The organism is Mesorhizobium sp. M0244 (genome assembly GCF_040321795.1).
GTDB lineage: Bacteria > Pseudomonadota > Alphaproteobacteria > Rhizobiales > Rhizobiaceae > Mesorhizobium.
In genome coordinates, this window is record NZ_JAMYSE010000008.1 from 1 (window position 1) to 17,386 (window position 17,386).

Annotated in this window: 15 protein-coding genes and 1 pseudogene; all 16 read right to left on the minus strand. The window is 60.5% G+C overall.

Features of this window, described 5'->3' with window-relative positions:
* Nucleotides 1–99: 99 nt before the first annotated feature.
* The 16 genes and pseudogenes from NKJ08_RS08535 to NKJ08_RS08610 all read right to left on the minus strand — a co-directional run bounded on the left by NKJ08_RS08535 (nucleotide 100) and on the right by NKJ08_RS08610 (nucleotide 17,340).
* Nucleotides 100–1,254 carry a phosphorylase family protein gene (locus NKJ08_RS08535; RefSeq protein ID WP_352777111.1) on the minus strand — a complete coding sequence of 385 codons (1,155 nt, stop codon included), beginning with the start codon at nucleotides 1,252–1,254 and terminating at the stop codon, nucleotides 100–102.
* Complete coding sequence (locus NKJ08_RS08540; RefSeq protein WP_352781634.1) at nucleotides 1,251–1,712, minus strand: hypothetical protein; 462 nt, start codon at nucleotides 1,710–1,712, stop codon at nucleotides 1,251–1,253. Before NKJ08_RS08540 ends, NKJ08_RS08535 begins: the two co-directional genes overlap by 4 nt.
* On the minus strand, nucleotides 1,712–4,780 hold the full coding sequence (locus NKJ08_RS08545; protein ID WP_352781635.1) for a hypothetical protein: 3,069 nt from the start codon (nucleotides 4,778–4,780) through the stop codon (nucleotides 1,712–1,714). The genes NKJ08_RS08540 and NKJ08_RS08545 overlap by 1 nt, the downstream gene beginning before the upstream one ends.
* Nucleotides 4,781–5,143: 363 nt before the next feature.
* A complete protein-coding gene (locus tag NKJ08_RS08550) occupies nucleotides 5,144–5,671 on the minus strand; it encodes a hypothetical protein (protein ID WP_352781636.1) in 528 nt (175 codons plus the stop codon).
* Between the two features lie 476 nt (nucleotides 5,672–6,147).
* Complete coding sequence (locus NKJ08_RS08555; RefSeq protein WP_352781637.1) at nucleotides 6,148–6,426, minus strand: hypothetical protein; 279 nt, start codon at nucleotides 6,424–6,426, stop codon at nucleotides 6,148–6,150.
* A 77-nt stretch (nucleotides 6,427–6,503) separates the two neighbouring features.
* A complete protein-coding gene (locus tag NKJ08_RS08560) occupies nucleotides 6,504–6,644 on the minus strand; it encodes a hypothetical protein (RefSeq protein WP_352781638.1) in 141 nt (46 codons plus the stop codon).
* A gap of 903 nt (nucleotides 6,645–7,547) precedes the next feature.
* Nucleotides 7,548–7,817, minus strand: coding sequence for a ParB/Srx family N-terminal domain-containing protein (locus NKJ08_RS08565; protein WP_352781639.1), 270 nt, complete (start codon nucleotides 7,815–7,817; stop codon nucleotides 7,548–7,550).
* Between the two features lie 281 nt (nucleotides 7,818–8,098).
* Entirely contained in the window at nucleotides 8,099–8,281 is a 183-nt protein-coding gene (locus tag NKJ08_RS08570; RefSeq protein WP_352771752.1) for a hypothetical protein, read from the minus strand.
* A gap of 415 nt (nucleotides 8,282–8,696) precedes the next feature.
* Nucleotides 8,697–9,746 (minus strand): type 2 isopentenyl-diphosphate Delta-isomerase, encoded by a 1,050-nt coding sequence (gene fni, locus NKJ08_RS08575; RefSeq protein ID WP_352781640.1) that lies wholly within the window; start codon nucleotides 9,744–9,746, stop codon nucleotides 8,697–8,699.
* A gap of 84 nt (nucleotides 9,747–9,830) precedes the next feature.
* On the minus strand, nucleotides 9,831–10,733 hold the full coding sequence (locus NKJ08_RS08580; protein WP_352781641.1) for a terpene synthase family protein: 903 nt from the start codon (nucleotides 10,731–10,733) through the stop codon (nucleotides 9,831–9,833).
* A complete protein-coding gene (locus NKJ08_RS08585; RefSeq protein ID WP_352781642.1) occupies nucleotides 10,730–12,280 on the minus strand; it encodes a hypothetical protein in 1,551 nt (516 codons plus the stop codon). Before NKJ08_RS08585 ends, NKJ08_RS08580 begins: the two co-directional genes overlap by 4 nt.
* Before the next feature lie 147 nt (nucleotides 12,281–12,427).
* Nucleotides 12,428–13,420 carry a polyprenyl synthetase family protein gene (locus tag NKJ08_RS08590; RefSeq protein ID WP_352667738.1) on the minus strand — a complete coding sequence of 331 codons (993 nt, stop codon included), beginning with the start codon at nucleotides 13,418–13,420 and terminating at the stop codon, nucleotides 12,428–12,430.
* 149 nt (nucleotides 13,421–13,569) lie between these two features.
* Entirely contained in the window at nucleotides 13,570–14,913 is a 1,344-nt protein-coding gene (locus NKJ08_RS08595; protein WP_352781643.1) for a cytochrome P450, read from the minus strand.
* On the minus strand, nucleotides 14,913–15,755 hold the full coding sequence (locus NKJ08_RS08600; protein WP_352781671.1) for an SDR family oxidoreductase: 843 nt from the start codon (nucleotides 15,753–15,755) through the stop codon (nucleotides 14,913–14,915). The genes NKJ08_RS08595 and NKJ08_RS08600 overlap by 1 nt, the downstream gene beginning before the upstream one ends.
* A 168-nt stretch (nucleotides 15,756–15,923) precedes the next feature.
* Nucleotides 15,924–16,067 (minus strand): annotated as a pseudogene (locus tag NKJ08_RS08605) (ferredoxin); the annotation flags it as partial.
* The gene (locus NKJ08_RS08610; RefSeq protein ID WP_352781644.1) at nucleotides 16,051–17,340 is read right to left on the minus strand and encodes a cytochrome P450; all 1,290 of its coding nucleotides are present in this window, start codon (nucleotides 17,338–17,340) and stop codon (nucleotides 16,051–16,053) included. The pseudogene NKJ08_RS08605 and the gene NKJ08_RS08610, both read right to left, overlap by 17 nt.
* Nucleotides 17,341–17,386 lie beyond the last annotated feature (46 nt).

Genomic DNA, 17,386 nt, shown 5'->3' on the forward strand with positions numbered 1-17,386 from the left:
GCGCCGACCGCGAAGAGAAGCGAGTGACCCGCGGGGCGACATGGTCCGGAAAAAAGACAGGAAACGCTTGACCTCACCGACCCCAATCAGAGAAGCCTGCTAATGCCTTTTTTCCGTGACCAAATTCTCAACAGCCGCTAGTGTGAATTTTGCCGACAGGTAACTTCCGTAAAAATGCAATTCATCGTCTTTTGCTACGTTAGCCATATCAACAACGGTTTTCGCACAAAACGAATGGACATCTCTACCCGACATTTCGACCGCTCGGTACAGCCCGAACGTTTCCATATCGATCGCAGCGACTTTCCTGTGTTGATCGGAAACACTGCGGAGCCGCTTTTCGCTAGCGATCACTGCCGAACCCGAAGCAAATGGTGCAATACGAGGCTGCGTGATAGTTCGGGGACGTACTGTTCCAGGAAAGCCAGCCTCAAACTGAGTAACAACGTCAGGGCCTTCGATCATTTTTGCTAAAACTGTCCCGGTCCGTCCCGGCATGACTGAATGGTAAGGCTCCGCCTTGAATGCATCATCGTACCACTTGCCGGACTGATACTCCCAGCAGCGCTCGGCCACGAGCAGTTGTCCGAGGACAGAATTACCAGCCACACCGCCGCAAATGCCGCTCATCGCGACAATTCGAGGCGCATACAGCTCCAAGACACGCGCAATCTCCACAGATGCGTTCACAAGTCCCATGCGCTGCAACAATATGACTGTTCCATCGGCGGAACCCAAAGTTAGGTCCCAATGATCGACGCCATACCGAAGCAAGCTTTCGTGCTTGAAACCCGGCAATCTAAGGTAGGCCGTGCGCTCCTCAGAGATAGAAGTGAAGATCACAAAATCATATCGACCGCGATCGCGGGCCTGAGCAAGAAAGACATCCAACGCGGCCGTCCATGTTTCTGTCCGGTTGAAATCGTAAATTATGCATCCGCGAGCCGCGAACGCATCCCGATACTTCTCGGCTTCATCGACAAACGATGTGATTGCTAAGAGTGGGACACGTTTTTTGCCAGCATAGTCCAGCATATGGAGGATCTCCATTCCAGAGCTCGTTGCGCCGCCCTTCGGAATGGTAGGCATAAGCAAATCTATAACACACAGATCGAAATCCTCTTTAGCTATAGAGACGAACTTCGCTATATTATCTATCCGCTTTATTGCGTTTTCCTTCACTCCCTTTGCGATCAACACCTTTGCTATAGAAGCGTATTTATCGTTGTCATCCTCAAATACGACTATTCTCACGTCAATCTCCCAAGCGCCGCATCAAAGCTTTTTTCCCATTCCGGTGTTTTGAATGAATACAATATTGATCCCAATACATTTTGCCCGTAGCGCGCCGTCAAAAGCCGAGGCAAAGCTGATAGCCTTATCTTCTCCCCATTAATGAGAATTTCCGGGTACTGAGTGACGATAATCAAATTCGCTTTCGCGCCACTAGATTTTAATGCGCGTAGAATTTCGATACCCCCCATTGATTGAGCTACACCTCCGGCACTCGCCACCTCACCTTTTGCAAATGTGGGAAGCGCCATATCTAAAACGATGAGGTCGAACGGCCTTTGCATCACTGCCAAGACCGCGTCTCTAACCCCTGTTGCGACTGTCGGTTTGCCAAATCCTGCAACCTCTAGTCTCCGAAGCAAATCGTTAGTTTTGTGCTCTTCATCTTCGACCAAAAGAAGATTGTATAGCTTTCGCATCAGGACGCACTCGCTCCGGCAAGCTCGACCGTCAGGGTAAACTCGATCTCAATTACCTCTTCGTGACTCCTCAATTGGACGCTGCATGTCCCCTCACTATGCTTGGTGATGAACCGCAGTTTTTTAATTCCTGTGTAGCCTTCGCGCACCATAGCCTGAGCAAGATCCTCGGCATCAAGGCTGGCCCTGATACGATCAACGTGCTCTGATCGCTTATCGCCGTCTGAGATTACGGACGCTACGCAGAAGCGCAGTCTTTCAAGATGCGGAACTGGCATTCCTTTTCGTTCCACCGCGATCGATATTGACCGATCTTCGTCTCCGTAGTGAACTCCGTTCCGGATGAGCACCGACAAGCAGTCGTAAACGCGATGGACCGACAAGCCATCGAGTTCTAAATCTTCCGCGTCGCCCGACCATGCCAACGCAGGATGGCCCCCTACCCCCACAGCTTCCATTTGGACTAAGTCACCTAATTGCCTCGGTGTAGCACTGACAAAGCCGCTCTCAGGTTCTCTGAACCAGCTACCTAGCCGCGCAAACCTATCATGGATGGCATCTGTAATTTCGGCCCTGAATTGCCTATGCAGCGCACTGCTGAACCCGTGGAACCGATTATCAATATCGGCGAGTGCCGAATTCAAAACGTCTTCTGTGATGTTCTTCGCGACGGTCTTTAGCTGCGGCTCGATCTGTTGCCAACAAAATCGAACCATCAAATCATAGAAAACATCAATGCTTCCCCCCGCGACCGCAAGCTGTCGTAGGCTTATGAGATTTGCATGCGTCGTCGGATCTTCTAACGTAACTTCTGCGGAGAACCACCCATGCGGGCGTTGCTGCGCCTTGAACTGCAAGCTCTCGCGCCTTAGTTTATCTATCAATGCCCGATAGTCATTTACCCAAAGATCATAAGCGAGCATGAAATGATCATCAGTCATCAAAAGATGGAAATGCACCGCATCTTTGAGAGTTTCTACACCGTCTCTCATCATGCCACTCAACGTATTATGCCTAATTCGCCTCCCTAAATATGACTCTATGCCGAACGTGTTATTAAGACAAAACTCTGCAAACGCAATTCTAGCGAACTCAAATAAAATATAGTCGTACGCCGCCGCGACGGTTATATCTATAACGACGTCCTCGAAAGATATCTTTGCCTTTTCCGATCTGGTTTTATTAAGATCCACGCTGTGTCCAATAATACGCTCGTATTGCTGTGCATATGCGCTCGGATTATCTACAAGCCACCGCTTCATCGCAATACCATCGACGTATATCCGACTGTCATCAAAGTATTTTCTCAATTTTGCCACACCGCGCTGGGCCTCTATTGCATCAGCCTCTACAAAGTATTCCAGCTTCTGCTTCCGTTTTCCTACAGCCCGAAGTAGGTACTGACGAGTTGTATCAGCCTGATCGGGCGACTTTACTATCCAATAAATTTTTTGGAGCGTGGTTCTATCCAGCGTGTGCAGCAAGAAATTGGCTATTTCTGGAGTATCTTCCAACAACCAGTCGATAAACGCCTCTATCGAGCCTGAGAAGCTTGAGAGGACGGTTTGGGCCATCTCGAAACGAAACTTAAAATCTACATCTTCGTCATGCGCTTTCGCTTTGTGTAGTGCCAACGACAAGACCGCTATCACGTGGCGTGATTTCTCATCTGCTGAAGAGTATAGCTTTTCGATCTCAGGTTCGTTCAATAATATGTCTAACGAAGTAGTATTATCAAATATATATCTTATCTCGTAATGATTCAGAGGCTCGTAAGATGACGACGATATGAACCGTAAAAAATCTAAAGTTCTTAGAAACGAACCCTTGTTCTGCGGTTTTCGATAATCCTCGTGCTTCCGGAATCCGAAAAGGCGTTTAGTCAAGTCGCGTTTGGAAGGCGGATCAGGTTCCGAGATTGGGGCAGCGCCAGCTATTGGTAGGAGCCTCGGACCGATGATCCTGTCCGCGTAGTTTCTGAAAGTTGCTGGCTCGTCGAATTCAAGAAACGCCATGGAGCGTCTGTAGTATGCCAGATCAGCGGACCGCGGGGCCACGTCTGACACGAGTTCCTCTGTTTCAAATGGTGTACCGCCAACCTCCTCCATCGTGCCGCTTATTTTCGGATTCAACCATTTTTCCACATATGAACCGATCGTTGGCCACTCACTGCCTAGTCGGCGAACAACTAGCATCCCCAAAACTTCATCCACGAAAGACATCGAGTGACATTTTCGGAGGAATGCCCCTATGTCAGCTTCGCTGATCGGCGTAGGACAGACATTGAAGAGCGGAAGAATCTTTCTGAAATCATCGTCCAAAAACCGAAGCGCAACTCTGATCCTGGAAGTCAACGTGTCGAAATATGGGAAATTCATATCCAAAGCCTCCATAGATATATAATGAGGCGACGGGTATTTGTGGTGATCGAGTACTTTAGAAAATTCCGCGAAAGCTTCCTGCAACTCTGGTTCGTTTGCTGATGTCGCAACGATGTATGCGACTTTTTTCGTCACGAAATTTGAGGAGCCCCAACGTTCAGCGAACAAAGCGAGTGCATTTAGGGCATCGACATCGTCTGAACGCGTTAGTGGAGCGAGAGTCTTCATGGCTCCGAGTACTTCAAGGGTCTCGTAGTGCCAGCTGTTTAATCGACCAGACATGAATGCTATTTCGCGCTGCGAGCTAATTGCTTCTAGATTATGTAGGCGTAATTGTGATCGATAAGTATGTCCTACGTTCGTGAATGGATAAGCTCCCTGTTTTCCCATCAACACATCGGTAGCGCTGGCTAAGGCTTCCGTGGGAACGTTTTTTCGTAGGAGGTTGACATTTGGCAATGAGGCTTGCGCATCGTCGTTACGGGAAATGATGCCTCGCACTACATTGCGAGACGTGACGTCCGCTATGCGCTGAAGCGCTTGGAATACGTGCGCCCCATTCCTGGCCCGCGCTTTCAACATTGGAGGCTTACTGTCAGAGCGTCGCATTAAGGATTCATGACTCCATTGAGCGCACAGAGAATCGTTTTTTTGAACAGGGACCACATTTCGAACAGACAATGCCACTGGTTTTTCCAGCCTGTACTGATTCTTCTGTGTTCCTCGGTATGTCGAATGCAGAACATCCTGTTATCTGCAGCCATCTGCCTGCTCGTGTCCTCGCAGCTTGGTATTTCAAGACAGATGCTCTCGGGAAGGTCTATCGTTATGTTGCTAAGGCAGCCAACGCCGTTAACGCGTGCCTGTCCGCATCCTCGCCCCTCGGTGCGACTTTGTAGATAGAGATCGATACCGCCGCTTCGTCGGCTATTTTTGCCAACGAGGCGTTGGCGGCTTGGCCAGCACGCTTACAGGATCTCCAGTGCAAAGCTTTCTAGTCTCACTGTAGGTCTGCCGTCGGGTGAACCGCGCCGGGCTTTGACACATCACCTAACTGACATCAGCAAGCCAATCAACTTTTGGGCGAAGGCCGTAGTTCGCGGTCACGCAAGTGCAACTGGGATTCGGAAATATGGCCTCTTTAGCGCTTCTTGCGATCGTCCCGTTCAAGCCAATACAGGTCGGACAGTTCGCCGCCAGAACGTCGTACTCGAATCCCAGAAAGCACGCACCAAGTTGCTTACGAAAGTCTGTTTGCTTCTCGACAGCCCTGTATCGCAGAACGCTGAATGTCGCTCTTAGAAGCGTCGTCTCATGGGCGCTGAGTGGGGCGCCCTTTCCCGCTTCCGACAACTCGTTGAAAGCAGCGTAGCTAAGGAATGCGTTGACGCGGATGCCGAGCGCCTTCTTTTCTTCACGGGAGATTTGAACGCCGTTCTTCCGATAGGCTGTGCAGATCGCGCGAGGATGGTCCCCCATCTCGGCTAGCAGTAGTCTGGAGATTGTTTTCGCCGCCTCGGGCTTCAGTAGGCCAAGCCGTGCCACGGCTTCACTGGCGGCTTCATTCTCTATTGTCATGTGGTCAGAATATCCAAGGTTCCACCTAACACAATAAGAAACCGGTCCGTTGGCCGGACAGCTATCATCTCATTCGACAAGCGCTCAGCGTTATGGAGTTTAAGTCGAAACGAAGTCACGCGCTTGGTGATGGTAGGCGCATCAGGGCATACTCTGATGAGGTCAGCGCGCTTTGCGGACCGTATAATTCGGCTTGCCATTTACAAGAAGCTGACGGCGCGTGCGACTGCGCCGGAGATATGATGGCTCCGCCGACCACCCACGGCCACACCGTCTACGACTGATGAGTTGATCGGTATTGCCATGGAGTTTGACCGGCGCGCCGACGAAGCGGACAGCACCGAGTCCTCCTGTTGTCGAAGCTCCCGTGCAGGTGTCGAAAACCTCAGGGGCACGCAATGCAAACCGTCGACCCACCACGCATTTGGGTCACTGCGCACAGAAGCGCCGTTGCATTCTTGCATCACGAGGTTCGTTCAGCGGATCCAGGGCGCAGGAAGCGGCATTGGAAGGCGGGACGGCAGATCCTGTCCCGGATAGTTGTCGAACGGTCCGGGGCAGTTCATCCCGCATCCCGGCGGGATGATCGGATCTTGGCGCGGCCCGATAGTCGGGCCAGTCGGCGGCTCAGGCGGCGGTTTGAGCTTAGAATAGTCGGTCGGTTCCGGCAAAAGATTACCGGGTTCGGCCGACTCAGCTGGTGAAGCCATGGTGAGCAGCATTGCTACATAGATTGCGTTTAAAAGCTTTTGCATATCTTGATCTCCTTGACGTGAATTCTGAGGAGCGCCTCCGGAATGAACTTAGAGGCGCTCCTTTCCGTGCAGGCAGCTTAGCCGCCCGGCATCGGGAAGGTCAGCGAGCCGCCACCGCTACCGCCACCAGCGGTGCCGCCATAGCCCTGAAAGGTGACACCGCCCTGCGTGGTGTAGGAGCCGCTGCCGACGGCGTTGCCATCCGGGAGCGGAACCACGAAAAGGTGGCTCGGCGGAGTGACGGCGGGAGCAACCGGCCTTTCGACGTAGCTATTGTCGTGGGGGGTTGGTAGCTGTGTAGGCGTCCGTGCCGTGGCCGGTGCTCGTGGCAGCCAGTAACAGGAAGAACGACGTCGAGGTAGACTTCAGCATTTTCATCTTCTTGCGATTTCCCTTTAGCAGGGTGACCGCATTGTTGCCTGAAGCCCGGCCGCCGGATATTCCTTTCACTGTCAGTTATGTGTCAGAAATTGTCAGGCGGCCAATGGAGGGACGAGATGGTTACGGACAAAGAAAGGGCCGACCTGAAAGTAAGTATCGCCAAATTCACGGAAAAACATAAAGGGAAAATTGGAGAAATATTAGAACAGCATAACATTATGTATCGCACTTGGCGCAGAGCAGCGGTAGGTGAAAGGGTCTCGGATATAGCTTCTCAGGTGCAGAACTGCCGTTCTAGTCGGGATTTTTGGACTAAACTTCGTCCTGGGTCGCGTCAAAGGCGTCGATGACGCACTTCTCAGCATCTTGATGGTCGCGATTCCGAGTTGTCTTCAACTAGTTATGCTAGTCCGCCCTTGGAATGGAAAAATCCCCCTGTCGTTTTTTGGGCAAGCTTTCGCGGCCATTGTCTGGGGCTGTTCATTTTAGGCTTGGTCGTTTCATTCTATTCCTCACAACCTCACACTAAACACTTCTGGTTGCTCCTGTTCGTCGGTTGTGCCTTGTTGAACATTACATTGTGGGGCGCTCTGGCCCTTATTCCTTCGCCCCGAACCCCTGATCTGTGGGGTCTGGCGTGCTCGTGATCGCGGTTGTTCCGAGTGTCGCGATTTCTGCGATAGCCGGGCTCCTCTTCAACCGGCTGCAAATCGCGCCTACGACATTATAGTCCGCCTAGCTTAGCGGCGTCGCGGACAGGTAAGGGCCGCGAGCCTCCGGTTTCCGTCCACGACAATAAATTCGTCCGGATCGATCTCACTTGCCATAACGTAGAACGCATCTCCCGGATCCAGGCCGTGGTCCTTGATACTCTCCATCATGGTTTTGAAGTGGCGCGGATCGAACTCGATCATGGAGCGCAATGCATCAGGCTGCGTGTCGGCGCTCACAATTCGGGGCTTTTCAAGGTCCAACAGAAGTTGGCTGACGTTTACTTGGATTTTTTCCATGACTTCCCCCTATCGCTCCGCGAGCGAAGTTATGACCAGTGCAACCGGCGGGGGCAAGAGTTTTGACTGGTGCCTTACGGTTCATCAACCAGAAATGATCCGCTGCCCGTGGGCGGTAATATCGATTGCCTAAGGCGTTTCGGCCTGTATGATCGACGCGCGGTCCACATTGGGATCGCATAAGGTCCACAACATCGGAATTTGGTCTCTGCGAGGCACCAGCCTAAGTCACGGTCATCAAAACGATAATGGGACTTTCTCGGCGGTTCGATTTGGTGCCCCTAAGCCGCCTCATGATTCACGACTGCGTTCTGCAGTGCTGCCATGATCTTCTTGCTATCGCCGATCGACAGGCCGATATCGCCGTGGAACAGGCTCTCCCAGCTCTTGTCTATGCGGACCTCCTTCCGGCATGTCACGAATTCGTTCCGGCCCTCGATCGTAACCGTCCATTCCACCGCCATCGCTTTGTCTCAAAACGATGCTGATGGACTGCTCGAGCCTAACAACCCGTGTTTGACCCCAGAGAAGTTACCGGTCTCCTCACGACCGACCGCGCATGACTCGGAGTCAATGTGGATCGCTACTCCTTCATTGCAATGGATTTGCACCATCTACTCCTTGCCGGTCTCCCGGCGCACCTTGTTCCGACCCTTCAGGGGCTCAGCTCGGTCGGCGTGACCGATCACCCCGTCAAAGCATCGACATAGGCGTCGAACGCGGCTTCATTCTGGGCTGTCCAGTCGGGCATGGCGGGGCGCCTCCCTGATCATGAAGCAGCACCCGAACAAATCCGCGACCAGCGCAAATCCCCCGCATCCGCGACTTTCTGACTCAGTAAGACTAGGTGCCCGCCGCCATGTGCGGGCGACGCCGGCATCAACCGGCGGGCAGATGCGCCGAGGGCAACAAGCGCGCCTGACGCAACGCCGCCAGATCAGCCGAGCCGGTGCAGAAGCAGGCGACGGCCAACTGGCGGATGACGATCTCGAAATGCGCGACAACCGCCTCGGTGGATACCGTAGCCGCGCGCAGCACGCCGGCCGCCTGCCCGGCGATGTCCGCGCCCAGGCGGATGGCCTTGGCCACGTCGACGCCGTCGCGGATCCCGCCCGACGCGATCAGCTTCACCGCTGGCAGCGCCCGACGTACCGCCTGCACGCTGGCCGGGGTCGGAATCCCCCAATCGGCGAACGCCATCGCCACTGCGCGGTCGGCGGCTTCGCGGGCGCGCTCGCCCTCCACCGCGGCCCAACTGGTGCCGCCGGCGCCGGCGACATCGATCACCGCCACGCCCGTCTCAACGAGCGCACAGGCCACCGAGGCGGACAGGCCCGACCCCACTTCCTTGGCCACGATCGGCACGCCCACGCTGCGCGCGGCGCGAGCGATCTGCGCCAGGACGCCGCGCCAGTCGCGGTCGCCCTCCGGCTGTACCGCTTCCTGCAGCGGATTGAGATGGACGATGAGTCCATCGGCCTCCAGCGCATCTACCGCCCGGCGCGCCAGGTCCAGGCCGTCGGCCTCGCGCAGTTGCGCGGCGCCGACATTGGCCAGCAAGGGAATGTCTGGGGCCAGGCGGCGCAGCGCGCGCGTCAGCCCCTGGGAGTTGCGGGATTGCAGGCTCACGCGCTGCGAACCGACGCACATGGCGATCCCCAAGGCTTGCGCTGCCTCGCTCAGATGCCGGTTGATGGCCTCGGCGCGTGGCATGCCGCCGGTCATGGAGCTGATCAGCAGCGGCGCGCGCATGGTCTTGCCCAGCAGCGAGGCGCGCAGGTCGATCTGCGTCATGTCCAACTCGGGCAATGCGCAGTGTTCGAAACGGATGTACTCCCAGCCGGCGGCGGCCTTGGCCAGCGCCGTTCGCCGATCCAGCACGATGTCCAGGTGGTCGTCCTTGCGCCGGCTCAGGTTGGTGTCGCTCATGCTGCTCCATCCGTCGCATCGGGCGGCGGCGTTGCGTCGGATCGGACCGACGGCAGCGCGCGCACGCCGCCGCCTGCCGCGCGTTCAGGCCGGCGCACGCTGGCCTCCCCCCGCAGCGTCGCTGCGGTAGCGGCTGGTCGAGGTCTGGTAGTACTGCGCGCGGATGGCCGCCATGGCCTCGATCAACGGTCCCCACGGCGCGGGAAAGCGTTCTTCCGCCATCACCCGGTGCAGCATGCGCGTATGGCCGGCCAGCTCGTCGTTGAGGAACTCCACCACAGGCATAGCCGGATAGCGCTGCAGCAGCAGGGTCGCCGCGTTGTCGACCTCGCCGGCCGACCTATCCTTTTCGCGTCCATGCAGGTCGTTCTGCAGGCGCCCTATCGCGGAGATGAGCCGCAGAACCTGGCGGAACGCCGGACGCGCGCGCAAGGTCGCCATGCCCAGCCCCCACAGCAACGACAGGCAACAGAACACGTTCACGTAGGCGATCGAATCGATGCCGTTGTGCAGGTACTCGGCGTAGGACCAGCGTTCCGCCCCTGCCGCCTGGGCCTGTCCGGCGCGCAGCGCCGCGCAGTAGCACCGAGTATCGTCGAGAAGCTGAGCATAGTCGCGACGATCGTAGGCGAGCGCGGCCAGCGAAGCGCGCAGCACAGCGCAGCCCTCGAATCCGGGGAGCGCGCACGGCACGCCCTGCCCCAGCGCCTGCTCCACCGCGGCGAGCTGCTCCGGCGCGATCAGGCCAAGGTCGTTGCAATCGTCGAGCCAGAACAGCAGCGCCAGTTCGCGATAGAACGCCACGATCAGCGTTTCGTCCTGCGGATCGCGGCCGGTTCGGGCCCTGGTGTCGCGCAGGCTCGGGTGGATGCGCTGCAGGATGTACTGGCCGCCCCTGACCGCTTCCACGGCATGCTCGTCGGCGAACCCGGTCAGGGAACGCCCCCACTCCAGCACCTGCTGCAGCGCGCGTTCGTTCTGGATCATGGCGCCGCTCCTGCTCCCTCGGCCAGGACGCGCCGCCCCCAGCAAAGCGCCAGCCACAACCCGGCGAGCTCGGCGACGCGCACCACCCGGGTGGGGCAATACAGTTCCTTGCCGATCCACAGCGGCGTCCGCGGCAATGCATGCGCCGCATGGCGGGCGAGCATCCACTCCAGCGCACGCGCCACCGCCTGCGCGATGCACCGGCGCCCTGTCGGCTCTTCGCTCCCGTCCAACACGTGCAACGCGAACAGCGCATAGGCAGTTTCCTCGAATGTGGACGCGCGACCGGCGCCCCAGCCGCCGTCGTCGCGCTGCGCCTGCAGCAGCGCCGCCAGCGCGCGCTCGTCGCGCCACTGGGGCTTGCCTTGCGCCAGCGCAGCGACCGCATGCGCGGTGGGATACAGCCACGAAACGTGCCATTTTTCGTTGTCCCATAGACCGTGCGGGTTGCGATTGGCCTCGACGTAGGCGCTGGTGCAGGCCGCGGGCTTTCCCAACATTCGCAACGCATGCAGGGCATGGATGTTGGTCGACACCGAGGCATTGCGCTCGCCGGGGAAGGTGACGAACAGCTCGCCGATTTCGAAATGGTGCAACGCATCGACCGCCGGGTCGCGGCCTGCAAGGCGCAGGACGCACAACGCAACGGCGGTGTCGTCCGCATCGGCCGCGAAGTGCAAGGCCGGGCCCAGACCGCGCACGCTCAGGCGCGCGTCGAGCTGCGCAACGATCACTTGCACCGCCTCGGCGAGCGCGGGGTGCGCGAACAGCCCGGCCAGATGCAGGGTGTACAGCGACCAGCATGGCTCGAACACATTGATCGGCCAGACGTTGGGAACGACACCTTCGATGCCGCTGCGCGTCGCCCGCGATGCCGCCTGCAGATACGCGTCGGCGCGCCCGACCTGCGGCGTGCTCCCCTGTGTCACGGCGTGCGCACGCCACGCGGCGGTGGCCGCCGGACTGATGCCGATGCTGCCGTCGTCATCCGGGCATGCGGTGGTCGGCAACGTCCCCCAGGCTTCCCAGGAGTGCAGCAACGGATGGCCGCTCGGCAACGTCGCCACCGCCCCCAGCTTGATCAGGCACGCTTGCCGCAACGGCAACAGCGCCGGGTGGCGCGGAAACGCCACGCCGCCCAGCAAGGATGCGGCCTCGCCGCACAACTGCGGCAGGATCAGCTCCGCGCCGATCGGCGCATCTTCCGGCACCGCATGCGCGTAGGGATCGGGCTGGCGCTCGAGGAACCGGGTTGCAGCCTGGACAGCGTCGGCAGCGCCGGGAAGAAGATCGGCACGCTGCAATGCCAGCAACGCCGCCCACGTGGGCGCATGGCGGAACAGCGGGAAGTCCGCGCTTCCCCATCCGCCATCGGCCTGTTGCTGCGCGATGAGCCACTCGTATGCGTCCTGCCGACCGGTGACGTTGCCGTGGAACTGCAGAGCTCGCGCCGTGTCGTAGACGGACGGACCGACGCTGCCGCCGTCGCTCATCTCGCTCAGCAGGTGGCGCAATTCGGAAAGGATCTGTTCGGACAGCGCGTTCACGCGGGATGTTCCTTCTGCAGACGGTTGACGAGGACCAGGATCGGGCAATCGCTGCGATCGGCGCCGCGGACTCGGACAAAGAGCAGCATGCACCGCCCGCCGGCCGATCGCAGCAGCACAGGGGCGAGTCCATGCGGACAGGCGCGCTCATGCGTATGGCGCGGACAGATACACGTTGGCCCGCTGCAGCATCTGCGCCAACCGTTCCGCACGCGGCCCCAGCGGGACGATGGCCTCCCCGGCGTCGCGCAACAAATCCAGCGCGAACTGGCGCGCTGCCTGCAGCCCCATGATCGACGCGCAGGTCGGCTTCTGCGCCGCCGCGTCCTTACCGGGGGTCTTGCCCAGCGTCGCGGTATCCGCTGTCGCGTCGAGAATGTCGTCGATCACCTGCAACGCCAGCCCGAAACAGGCGGTGTACCGATCGAGCGCACAGTACAGCGCAGCGTGCGCGGCATCCTCCGCGATGGAGCATAGCGCGCCCATGCGAACGGACGCGCGCACTAGCGCTCCGCTCTTCATCCGGTGCATCGCCACGATCCTGTCCAGCTCGGCGTGCTTTCCGACCAGCGACAGATCCATGGCCTGCCCGCCTGCGGCACCCTCGGCGGACACCGCCTGCGCTAGTTCGCGCACGAGCGCGATACGGTTGTCGCCCGGCGCATCCAGGCTCGCCAGGGTCAGGAAGGCGTGCGCCTGCAGCGCATCGCCGACCAGGATCGCAGTGGCTTCGCCGAACTTGACGTGCACGGTCGGAAGGCCGCGGCGAAGCACGTCGTCGTCCATCGCCGGCAGGTCGTCGTGGACCAGGGTACAGGCGTGCATCATCTCGATGGCGGCGCCGACGTCGTCGAGCATGTGCGCCGGCGTGTCGGCCAGTGCGCCGGCAGCCAGACAGAGCAAGGCGCGGGTGCGCTTCCCGCCATGCAAGGTGGCGTAGCGCATCGCCGCCATCAGCTCGGTCTCACCGTCGTCTTCGGCGCAGAGAAGACGCGCCAGCGCCTGTTCGACCCGCTTTGCGCCGTCCTGCATCCAGATCTCCGGCAGCAGCCTGCCGGATGCGCCGCGCGCCTGCGCGCCCAATCCGCCGAGCGCGGAAACACCAGTTCGGTCGTCGTGTAGCGTGGAACCGGTCTGCATGTTGTTCATGTCCTTGTACCTGACACGGCCACGGCGAGCGCCAAGCCGCAGCGGTGTTGCCGGCGTCGCACCGAGCGCGTGCGCTGAGTGCAGCAATGCCGCGCCTCGCCGGCGCCGCTGCCTCGCCACACGGGGCATGCGATGCCAGCTCATGAGAAGCCTATGCGGATTGCCATGGACGGATGTGCGGTCGGGTAATACCGCCGGCCTTTTTCGACGCCGCTCAGCAACCGCGGCCGCACCCCGGCCTTGTGCATGATCAGCGCCAAGGCGATGCAGAACTGCACCATTTCCAGCCATACCAGGTGGTAGCCGATGCAGACGTGTGGGCCGGTACCGAACTGCAGCATGTCCACCGGCCGGATCGGCTCCGTGCGTTGCAGCCACCGTGCCAGGCGGAACTGATCAGGCGCCTCGTGCAGCAGCGCCGAGGTCGAGAAATGCAGCAGCGGGATGCACAGATGGGTGCCCGCGGGAATGCGCCGTTGGCCGAGTTGCAATTCCTGCAGGGCGCGACGCGGCAGGAGCGTGGTCGCCGGATGCAGGCGCAGCGTCTCCCGGAACAGCGCCTCGGCGACCGGACACTGCGCCAGGTCCGCGTGCCGGGTCGGCACCGCGCCCACGCGTTGCGCCTCCTCGACCAGGGCGTCCCACAGCACAGGCTGCCGCGCCAGCTCGATCACCATCCAGGCCATCGTCGAGGCAGTGGTGTCGTGACCGGCAAGCAGCAGCAAGCGGATATTGGCGACCAGGACGTCATCGGAAAGCGCATCGTCGCTGCGGTCGAAGGCGCTCACCATGTCGTTGATCAACCCGGTGCGCGCGGCATGCGCGCGCGCGTCGCGGACGAACTGGCGCAACTGCGCGTCGATCCAGGCGCGGGCGGCGCGGCCGCGCCGCAAGGGCAGTCCGGGCAGGTCGACCGGGGGCGCGACGATCAACTGCAGCAGTTGCCGGTATTTGCGATGCCATCCCGGCAGGTCCTGCGCGGGGATTCCCATGAGGCTGAAGATGAGCTTGAGCATCAGGTCGCCGGTTTCGCGCAGGATGGTTACCTCGCCGCAGTCGCGCCACGCCTGCACCCGCGCCCAGATGACGGGCGCGAACAGGTCGCCGATGCCGGCCTCGGTCAGCCCCTTGGGCAGGAACGCCGCCTTGATCGCATCGCGCGCCTGCCGGTGCGCGCCGCCGTCCTGGGCAACTAACGTTCCGCCAAGCAATTCGGGCGCGATCTCTTCGATCAGCGCCGAGGACACGTCCTTGTGCCGGAGCAGTGCGAACGCATCCGGATGCACGCAGGTCATCAGGTGTCCGGCAGGGCCGAAATCCAGCCAGAAGTGGCTGCCCAGCGTCCGTTCTGCGCGCTGCAGCAGGCGCGGCAGGTCGCAGACAATGGCGGGAAGATGCCCGACCAGGGGGAAAGCGCCAGGCATGACCGGGATGTCGCATCGCAGCCGGTGCCGACGGTTGAGTGGGTTGAGCAGCATGTCCATCAGCAGCGCGCCGCCGCCGCCGATTCGGTGTCGCCGGCAGGGCGCGCGGCGCAGCTGTTGCCACCGTCGGCGTATGTCGGCACATGCGCCAGCATGCCGCCATCGATGCACACGACCTGGCCTGTGATAAACGCAGCATCGTCGGAGAGAAGGAACGCCACGAGCGCGGCCACGTCCTCGGGGCGGCCGACGCGCTGCAGGAGCTGGTGCCGGCGCAGATGCCGTTGCATGCACTCGTCCAGCTTGGCGAGGAGACGCTCGGTCATGACGAGACCCGGCGCAACGGCGTTGCAGCGGATCTGCGCATGACCGTATTGGGTGGCGAGCGAAGCCGAGAGCATGTTCATCGCCGCCTTCGACGCGGCGTAGGACGTCTGCGCCGTGTCACCGCTGAGCCCCTGGCACGACGACATGTTGACGATCGCGCCACCGCCGCGGGCGATCATCCGTGGGATGGCCTGCCGGCAGCAGAGCAGCGTGCCACGCAGATTGGTCGCCATGGTCTGGTCCCAGACTGCCAGGTCCAGGTCGAGGATCGCGCGGTCGCACGGGGTCAGATGCATGGCGCTCGCATTGTTCACCAGCAGGTCGACCCCCCCGAAGTGCCGCTCCGCCGTCTCGAACAGCGCTGCCACCGCCTGCTCATCGGCGATATCCATGGCTATGGGCAGCGCGTGGCCTGCTTCGGCCGCGATCTGCGCGGTGCAGGCGATGGCCGCCGAGCCATCAATGTCGGCCACCACCACTCTGCCGCCCCCGCGCGCGATGGCGAGAGCGCATGCCTTGCCGATGCCGGCGCCGGCGCCGGTCACCACGGCCACCTTGCCTTCAAACCGTCGCATCGTGTCTCCTGAATTGCATTGGTCTTTCGCAGCATGCCGCTCGGCCTCCGCCGGAGAAGGCGCAGGGTCGGCGCTGGCGCGCTCGTCATGGCCAGCGTCGCTTTCGATGACCCGAATGGCGGCGACCGGGCACTGGTTGGCCGCAAGCCGCACGGCGGCGTGCAGCGCCTGCGGGACCGTCGCCACGCACACTTCGGCCACGCCGTCCGGTTCGCGCTGGCGAAAGGTGCCCGGCAGCGTCAGCACGCACTGCCCGGTAGTTCCGCACAGATCCTGATCGACCAGGACGCGCATCTCAGCCCTCCTGCCCATGCAGCCGCACCGGCAGCGCGCGGAACGTCCTAAGGAACGCGGAGGGCTCCCGGGTCGGCTGCTCGGCCAATGCCAGCGTGGGGAAGCGCCCCTGGATCCGCGGCAGGCTCTCGGCCAACTGCACTCGGGCCAGTTGCGCACCCAGGCAGAAGTGGATGCCGTGGCCGAAGGTCAGCATGATCTTCCCGTCGATCGACATGCCAGGACTGGTGCCGTAGAACCGCACGGGATCGAAGCGGTCGGGATCGGCGAAGGCGTCCGGGTCGCGATTGCCGGCCGCGATCAGCACGCGCACGTCCGCGTTCTTCGGGATCACCACGCCGCCCAGTTCGATGTCGCGCTGGGCGATACGCGGAATGGAGCTGAACATGGCGGGCGCGTCGTAGCGCAGGGCTTCTTCGACGAATGCCTTCACCCCCACGGCATCTCCCTTCAGCCAGTGCCGCTGTTCGGGATACGCCAGCATCGCCAGGATCGCATGGCCGATGGCCGCGGCAGTGGTGGCGAAGCCGCCCAGCAGCATGCCCCAGAGCATGCTGATCAATTCCGCATCCGACAGCATCTCGGCATCGTCGTCGTGTGCGCCGACCAGCATTGACACGATGTCGTGGCGGGAATCGGTGCGCTTGCGCTGTATGAGGTCGCCGAAGTAAGCCTGCACTCTGGCGCTGGCCGCGTCCCCCGCAGCGAGTTGGGGATCGCTGGCGTGCGGGCTCAGGCCTTCCAGAATGGCGCTGATGCCGGTGACGAGCCCGAGAATGTCGTCCGGGGGCATGCCGAACAGTTCGCCGAAAACCAGCATGGGCAAGGCCAGCGCGAATTCCTGATGCAGGTCCACTGCCTCCCCGCGCTCCAGTGCGGGCGCCATGCCGTCCAGGCGCGCTGCGACAATGCGAGCGATGGTCGGCCTCAGGTTGTCGATCTGGCCGATGGTGAAATCGCGCGAGATCAGCCGGCGCAGACGCGTATGCGTTGGAGGTTCCTTCATCGCTAAAGTGGACGCCAGCAAACTTAGCGACAGGCTGGTCGCCGCACGCGGGAAATAGCGTGCCAGTTCGCCTGGTGCCGGCCCCCGAAAAGCATCGCCCGTGGCCTTGAGCGCCCAGTATATGTCGGCGTGGCGGCTCAACAGAAAGAGGCCCGACGCCGCGCGATGTACCGGATCGTGCTCGCGCAACCACCGCATGAATGGGTACGGGTCCTGAATGCACGCTGGCGAGGCCAGTTCGGCGAAGGCGTCCCGGCATGCTGCCGTGGTTTCTTGCACGTCCATGTTGGTCACCTGTTGGCTGGCTGATCTGACCGGCGCGCGCCAGGCG

Bases quoted from the DNA above. Each gene is read 5' to 3' on its own strand.
- NKJ08_RS08580 (WP_352781641.1), bottom strand. From the start codon at position 10,733: ATGATCCAGAACGAACGCGCGCTGCAGCAGGTGCTGGAGTGGGGGCGT.
- NKJ08_RS08610 (WP_352781644.1), bottom strand. From the start codon at position 17,340: ATGGACGTGCAAGAAACCACGGCAGCATGCCGGGACGCCTTCGCCGAA.
- NKJ08_RS08555 (WP_352781637.1), bottom strand. From the start codon at position 6,426: ATGCAAAAGCTTTTAAACGCAATCTATGTAGCAATGCTGCTCACCATG.
- NKJ08_RS08590 (WP_352667738.1), bottom strand. From the start codon at position 13,420: ATGCAGACCGGTTCCACGCTACACGACGACCGAACTGGTGTTTCCGCG.
- NKJ08_RS08570 (WP_352771752.1), bottom strand. From the start codon at position 8,281: ATGGCGGTGGAATGGACGGTTACGATCGAGGGCCGGAACGAATTCGTG.
- fni (WP_352781640.1), bottom strand. From the start codon at position 9,746: ATGAGCGACACCAACCTGAGCCGGCGCAAGGACGACCACCTGGACATC.
- NKJ08_RS08550 (WP_352781636.1), bottom strand. From the start codon at position 5,671: ATGACAATAGAGAATGAAGCCGCCAGTGAAGCCGTGGCACGGCTTGGC.
- NKJ08_RS08565 (WP_352781639.1), bottom strand. From the start codon at position 7,817: ATGGAAAAAATCCAAGTAAACGTCAGCCAACTTCTGTTGGACCTTGAA.
- NKJ08_RS08595 (WP_352781643.1), bottom strand. From the start codon at position 14,913: ATGGACATGCTGCTCAACCCACTCAACCGTCGGCACCGGCTGCGATGC.
- NKJ08_RS08540 (WP_352781634.1), bottom strand. From the start codon at position 1,712: ATGCGAAAGCTATACAATCTTCTTTTGGTCGAAGATGAAGAGCACAAA.
- NKJ08_RS08600 (WP_352781671.1), bottom strand. From the start codon at position 15,755: ATGCGACGGTTTGAAGGCAAGGTGGCCGTGGTGACCGGCGCCGGCGCC.